Origin of the sequence: Streptomyces sp. SID11385 (assembly GCF_010548245.1) — a bacterium.
Lineage (GTDB): Bacteria > Actinomycetota > Actinomycetes > Streptomycetales > Streptomycetaceae > Streptomyces.
Genome location: NZ_JAAGLR010000787.1, coordinates 1 through 6,595, shown reverse-complemented (window position 1 = coordinate 6,595; position 6,595 = coordinate 1). Strand labels below are relative to the sequence as shown.

The window sequence follows — 6,595 nt, the reverse complement described above, 5'->3', positions numbered from 1 at the left end:
GCCGAACTGCCGCGCGCCGTGGGCGAGGCGGCGGCGCGGGCGACCGAGGACGAGGGGCGCGTCGCGGTGATCGCGCCGCGCGAACTGCACCACGTGCTGCTCCCGCACCTGCCCGGCGCCTCGGCGGGCGAGAGCCCCGACCTGACCCGCCCCGTCGTCCTGCTGACGCCGCGCCAGTCCAAGGGCCTCGAATTCGACGAGGTGCTGGCCGTGGAGCCGCAGCGGTACGAGGAGTCCGACCTGTACGTCGCGCTCACCCGGCCGACGCAGCGGCTCGGCCTCCTGCACAGCGAGCCGCTGCCCGAGGCGCTGGCCATAGCGCTCAAGGCATAGCGCTCAAGGCGTGAGGCGTACGGGGTGGTCCCGCGCGGTGTCCGGGATCACCCCGTGCCGGCCGGCGCTCAGAGCCCGATCGGGTCGACGAAGGTGCCCGGGTGCGTGGCGCCCGACTGGTCGAGGATGCCGCCGCCGTACTCCCACGGCAGCGTGACCTGCTTCGTCTCGTCGGGGAGCGTCATGACGACGTCCTGCGGGGCGAAGACCCGCGCGTCGGGGTCCGTCTCGGGCATGATCGTGAACTTGATGCGGGCGGTGTCGTCGCCGGGCTTGAGCGTCATGGTGTCGGCCCGGGCGTTGGAACGGGGGAGGTCCCAGCGCTCGCCCTTCGCGCTCACGAGCTGGACGCCGGGGAAGCCCTTGAGCGTGCAGGTGCGGTCGCCGTGGTTCGTCAGCCGTACGGTCACGGACTGCTGGTACTTCGACTGCTCCATGTCCGGCTTGCCGCCGTGCGGCGCCCAGAAGTCGAAGTCGATCTCGCTCGTGTCGCAGCGCGCGCCGCTCGGCTTCGCCGGTGCGGTCGCCCCGTCGCTGCCGTCGTCGTTCTGCCCCTGCTCCTTCGGCGCCGCGCTCTGCCCGGAGTCCGCGCCCTCGCCGCCGCCCTGCGAGGCGGCGTCGTCCCCCTTCGAGGTGTCCTGCGCGGGGGCTTGCACGTTCTGCGAGGCGGCGGGCGCGGCGCTCGCGGAGTCGTCGTCGTCACAGGCGACGGCCCCGGACCCGAGGGCGAGCGCGGCGAGGACGGCGGCGGTGGTGCGGGCGGCGCGGGGGGTGATGATCGACATGGTGTCTCTTTCCGCAGCGGGTGAGTGCGTACGGACTATCTGATGATCATCGCGGCCAAGAAAGTTCGTGGAAAATTGTCAGGGGTCCGTAACGATGGTCATGAAGAGCACTCAGGGGGTTCGCCCTCCGTCATGCATCGGTCGATTGAGGTCGACCCTCGCTGAGGGAACGCATCGGCTCTGGGGGCGACCAATGTCCTGAGTCGTTAGTTCACTTGCGGTTGTAGAGCGGGGCGGTGCCTGGTCCGAAGCCGTTGCCGCTGAAGTTGTCCGATCACGAGCGTCGGGTGCCGTGCGACTGGTTGCGCAAGCCGACCGCCTGTCAGGCGCTGGTGCCGCGGTCGAGGATCGTGCTGGCGTGTGCCGAGGGCCTGCCGAACGCGCAGATGGCGGATTGCCTGGGTGTCTCGCGGGGGACAGCGTGTAAGTGGCGGTCTGGGTTCGCCGCGGACCGGCTGGCGGGCCGGCCGCGTTCGGGGCCCTGCGGACGATCACGGACGTGCAGGTCGAAGCCCTGGTCGCCAGGACGCTCGGCCAAGCGTCGCCGACGGGTGGTGCGCACTGGTCGACGCGGTCGATGGCCCAGGCGGCGGGCATGTCGCAGTCGGCGGCCTCGCGTATCTGGCGGGCGTTCGGCCTCAAGCCGCACATTCAGGAGACGTGGAAGCTGTCGACCGATCCGCAGTTCGTGCCCAAGGTCCTTGACGTGGTAGGCATTTACCTCTCCCCGTCCGAAAGCGCCCTGGTCCTGGCGGTGGAGGAGATGTCGCAGATCCAGGCCCTGGACCGGACCAGCCGGTGCTGCCGATGGCGCCCACCGTGCCGGCGAAGATGACGCACGACTACGTCCGGCACAGCTCGACCAGCCTGTTCGCCGCCCTGGATATCGCTTCCGGCTCGGTCATCGCCCAGCACTACCGCCGCCATCGCCACCAGGAGTTCCTCCGCTTCCTGAAGGCCATCGACGCCGCCGCCCCCAAGGACCTCGAACTCCACCTGGTCCTGGACAACTACGCCACCCACAAGACCGAGCCAGTCAAGAAATGGCTGCTGTGGCACCCTGTTGTCACCTGCACCTCACTCCCACCTCGGCGTCCTGGCTCAACCTGGTTCGCCGAGCTGACCTGCTGTCTGGACAAAGACCGCCGACGACACCCTCGCCGCATACTGCACACGAGTCAGCGACTCAGGACACTAGAGCGGTGTTTTTGCGTAGTTCAGTCCGGTTTTCGGGGCAGCGATGCTATGTCTTGATGTGCGAACCATAGGCGCTTCAGTGCCATTAGGACAGTCAGCATTAGATGCAAAAAGAGGAAAACCATCATCCATGTCCATGGCGGTTCCAGCGCGTCGGCTGGTGAGTGCGTGGCGCCGGCGGCGACGATGGCGGTCACCAGCAGGCATCCAATAACCACCGACCATGCCAGGTTCGCAAAAAGTTCGTCGACTTGTTTGACCATCTTGTGATCCGGGGGAAGGCCCTCGTCGCGGCGAACCCTCAGGCTCAACGTGAACGTATTCGTTAGGAGCCCGAATAGAAGTCCGGTAAAAACTCCAATTCCCCCTAGGAGGCGGGTCACCTCCACGAGTGCAAAATTTCCTTGCGCCGTGACGACGGCCGTAATTGTTGCTGCCGAAAATGGAATCCCTACGAAAGTGATGTAATCGACGAAACTTTGTTTTCCCGTCCTCGCGTTGCGATAGGTTGCAAAGTGTGCTTGTGCGATGGCTGCGATGCTCCACTTGGCGCCCACTGCCCCTCCAGTCAGTGCGATGGCCCATGGGTCATGCCTGCCAGTCGCCGCGACTGACCCCCATGTCATCAAGTGAAGCACTTACCACTGACAGGACTGCTTCTTGGAAGGATGTATTGTCCGGGCGCCGCTGGGGGTCCTCGCCGACAGGGTAAAGGAAACGAGGAAACTCCCGCTCAACAATAATGTTTCGCGTTTTGCCGTCGTGTTCGATCTGAAGGTGAATTTCGTCTGCGTCGGGGAGGCCCTGGATATGAAAAACAGTGCTCGGTGGAAGGTCCCGTGCGTATGCTCGGGTGATCCATTCTTTCGGGAGCCTCTTACCCCTTCCGCTCTTGGCTGTGAACTCTTTGGTTCGCATGCCTACGGCGGCATCGGAGTCTCGGACGTAAGTCAGGAATTTGATCTGCTGGAGCTCGGATGCGTCAATATAATCATTCCATGCATCTGTGTTTTGCAGTGGGGCGCGGTTCAGAGTCAGACGATCTGCGTCGTATTCGGAGCGGAACCAGTCGTTTAGGGAATTCCATAGAGGGGTGATTGCAGACGCGTTTCCTGCTACTTCGGTCGCCCAAATGGCGCAGTCGCCGGATCGGGGGACAGTGAAAAATTGGCGCAGCGGGTATGTGGGAGCATCGCGGTGGTTCAACGCGTATGTGTCATCCCCTGTGGTCGTATCGACAACTTTTCCCGCCGTGCCGAAATGCCCCGATTCAAGTGTCGGCCAGAAAGATCGATGCTGCTGCTCGATATCGCCCGTAAGTCGAATATAGCTTCCGTCTTTCTCGTTGCTAATCCCCTTTGCGCCAAGGTGGTGTTCGAAAAAAATGCGTACTACATCAAAGAGGTCATGTCGACGTGAGTTGAATTCCGCGACTGGGCGGTTTGACTTCTGTCGATGAAGTTGGTTAACGCCAATGGTGTAAAGGCAGAAGCTGAAAGATGGCATTGTTGTCCTTTGTGCCTGCGGTGGGGATTGCTCTTCGGGGGCAAGGAGGTCGCTGGACCTTAGAGCCATGACAGGATGCCAGGGCCACTCGCGGCTCGGCGCAGGCGCCGTGTCCTCGTGCGGCGATGTCGCGGGGGCCTGGCATCACTTCAGTTTCCGGCTTGAGTGCGGCATGGGTGTAGGTCGATCGATCCCTGCGCTGAAGTGCAGGAGACGCTCACCTGTATCTTGCTCTAGCGCACACTTTGCCGTGGGCGAACTCCGTGAATTCGCACGTAAGGGGGGTGGGGGTAGAGGCGATGCCGCCTCTACCCCCACCCCCCTTACGTGTCAGAGCTATTTTCGGCGCAACCACACCGTCGCGAGCGGCGGCAGCGTCAGTTCCAGGCTCTGGGCGTGGCCGTGCGCGCCGATCGGGTCCGTCGTCGCCCCGCCTTCGGGGGTCGCCGCGATGCCGCCGCCGCCGTAGCGGGCCGCGTCCGTGTTGAGGGCCTCCGTCCAGCGGCCCTCGGGGGCGCCGACGCGGTAGTGCGCGCGGACGACGGGGGAGAAGTTGCACACCGCGAGGAACGGGGTGCCCTCGTGGTCGTGGCGCAGGTAGGCGAGGACGTTGTCCTCGGCCGCGTCGCCCACGACCCACGCGAAGCCGCCCGGGTCCGTGTCGCGCTGCCACAGCGGCGGCGTCGCGCTGTAGACGGCGTTCAGGTCGCGCACGAGATCCTGCACGCCCCGGTGGTCGCCGGCCGCCTCGTACGCCGGGTCGAGCACCCACCAGTCCGGGCCGCGCGCCTCCGACCACTCCGAACCCTGCGCGAACTCCTGCCCCATGAAGAGGAGTTGCTTGCCCGGGTGGGACCACATGAAGCCCAGGTAGGCGCGGGCCGTCGCACGGCGCTGCCACCAGTCGCCCGGGATCTTCGAGACGAGCGCCTGCTTGCCGTGCACCACCTCGTCGTGCGAGATCGGCAGCACGTAGTTCTCGCTGTACGCGTACACCATCGAGAACGTCAGCTCGTTGTGGTGGTACTTGCGGTGCACCGGCTCCTTCGCGAGGTATTCGAGCGAGTCGTGCATCCAGCCCATGTTCCACTTCAGGCCGAAGCCGAGGCCGCCGAAGCCCCCGGGCCCGCTCTGGTCGGTCGGCCGTGTGACGCCGTCCCAGGCCGTCGACTCCTCGGCGACCGTGACGACGCCCGGGTTGCGGCGGTAGACGGTCGCGTTCATCTCCTGGAGGAAGCGCACCGCGTCCAGGTCCTCGCGCCCGCCGTACGCGTTCGGCGACCACTGCCCGTACTCGCGCGAGTAGTCCAGGTAGAGCATCGAGGCGACCGCGTCCACGCGCAGCCCGTCGATGTGGAACTCCTCGCACCAGTACGTGGCGTTCGCGACGAGGAAGTTGCGGACCTCGGTGCGCCCGAAGTCGAAGACGAGCGTGCCCCAGTCCGGGTGCGAGGCCCGCTGCGGATCGGCGTGCTCGTAGAGCGGGCGCCCGTCGAACTGCGCCAGCGCCCACTCGTCGCGCGGGAAGTGCGCGGGCACCCAGTCCATGAGGACGCCGATCCCGGCCCGGTGCAGGCTGTCGACGAGGAAGCGGAAGTCGTCGGGCGTGCCGAGCCGCGAGGTCGGCGCGTAGAAGCCGGTGACCTGATAACCCCACGAACCGCCGAAGGGGTGCTCCGCGATCGGCATCAGCTCGACGTGCGTGAACCCGAGGTCCTTCACGTACGCGGGCAGCTCCTCGGCCAGCTCGCGGTACGTGAGCCCCGGCCGCCACGAGGCGAGGTGCACCTCGTAGACGGAGAACGGCGCCTCGTGCACCGGTCGGTCGCCGCGGCGCGCGAGCCACGCGGCGTCGCCCCACTCGTACGCCGACTCGTCGACGACGGACGCGGTCGCGGGCGGCACCTCCGTGCGCCGCGCCATCGGGTCCGCCTTGCGCACGTGGTGGCCCTCGGGCGTCGTGATCTCGTACTTGTACAGCTCACCGGCCCCGAGCCCCGGCAGGAACAGCTCCCACACCCCGGTCGCGCCGAGCGAGCGCATCGGGTGCCCGGTCCCGTCCCAATAGTTGAAGTTGCCGATGACGCGCACCCCTTGCGCGTTCGGCGCCCAGACCGTGAACCGCGTGCCCGTCACGCCGTCCCGCTCCATGACGCGCGCGCCGAGCGCCGTCCACAGCTCCTCGTGCCGACCCTCGCCGATGAGGTGCAGGTCCATCTCGCCGAGCGCGGGCAGGAACCGGTACGGGTCCTCCAGCGGCGCCCCCTCGCCCTCGTCGTACGTGACGAGCAGCCGGTACGGGGCGCCGGGCCGCGTCCCGGCCGGGAGGCGGCCCGAGAAGAAGCCCTCGCCGTCGGAGCCCAGCGGCACCCGGCCCTCGTCCGCGAGCAGCACGGTCACCGCGCGCGCGTGCGGCTTCAGCACCCGTACGACGGTGCCCTCGCCGTCCGCCGCCGGGTGCGCGCCGAGCACCGCGTGCGGGTCGTGGTGCGCCCCGGCGAGGAGCCGCCCCCGGTCCCAGGCGCTCACCGCGTGGGGCGAGGCCGGAGTGGGCTCCGCGAGCGATTCCGCGGCGGGTTCCTGCGCGGGGGCGGGGACCGGGGCCTTCCCGGGGAGCGTCGCCGGTTCGGGGGCGGCGGCGTTCTCCGGGGCGGCCGGTCGCGGGGACGCCGGTTCCTGGGACACCGCCCCCTGGGACGCCGGTCCCGGGGGCGCGGTCTCCTGGGGGGCCTGCTCCTGGGGGGCCGGTGCGGCGGGCTTGCGGCGCGGGGCCT

4 protein-coding genes and 2 pseudogenes are annotated in these 6,595 nt (G+C 67.5%); 2 read left to right on the top strand and 4 right to left on the bottom strand.

Annotated features, from left to right (window positions below; all coding sequences use genetic code 11):
* Positions 1-333 (top strand): annotated as a pseudogene (locus G3I42_RS24305) (ATP-dependent DNA helicase); the annotation flags it as partial.
* A 68-nt stretch (positions 334-401) separates the two neighbouring features.
* Here G3I42_RS24305 and G3I42_RS24300 read toward each other — a convergent pair.
* Positions 402-1,118, bottom strand: coding sequence for a DUF4232 domain-containing protein (locus G3I42_RS24300; protein ID WP_164289284.1), 717 nt, complete (start codon positions 1,116-1,118; stop codon positions 402-404).
* A 236-nt stretch (positions 1,119-1,354) separates the two neighbouring features.
* Between G3I42_RS24300 and G3I42_RS24295 the strand changes: the two are divergent.
* Positions 1,355-2,316: pseudogene (locus G3I42_RS24295) on the top strand (IS630 family transposase).
* A gap of 19 nt (positions 2,317-2,335) precedes the next feature.
* Here the strand turns inward: G3I42_RS24295 and G3I42_RS24290 are convergent.
* From G3I42_RS24290 to glgB, 3 genes are all read right to left on the bottom strand, one after another.
* Positions 2,336-2,872: a hypothetical protein gene (locus tag G3I42_RS24290; protein WP_164289282.1), complete on the bottom strand. Its 537-nt coding sequence runs from the start codon at positions 2,870-2,872 to the stop codon at positions 2,336-2,338.
* Positions 2,873-2,903: 31 nt separating this feature from the next.
* The gene (locus G3I42_RS24285) at positions 2,904-3,821 is read right to left on the bottom strand and encodes a hypothetical protein (protein WP_164289280.1); all 918 of its coding nucleotides are present in this window, start codon (positions 3,819-3,821) and stop codon (positions 2,904-2,906) included.
* A 336-nt stretch (positions 3,822-4,157) separates the two neighbouring features.
* Complete coding sequence (gene glgB, locus G3I42_RS24280) at positions 4,158-6,350, bottom strand: 1,4-alpha-glucan branching enzyme (protein ID WP_164289286.1); 2,193 nt, start codon at positions 6,348-6,350, stop codon at positions 4,158-4,160.
* Positions 6,351-6,595 lie beyond the last annotated feature (245 nt).

What these genes read in the sequence shown, in the direction of transcription:
- G3I42_RS24300 (WP_164289284.1), bottom strand. Translation starts at nt 1,118, where the DNA reads ATGTCGATCATCACCCCCCGCGCCGCCCGCACCACCGCCGCCGTCCTC.
- G3I42_RS24285 (WP_164289280.1), bottom strand. Translation starts at nt 3,821, where the DNA reads ATGCCATCTTTCAGCTTCTGCCTTTACACCATTGGCGTTAACCAACTT.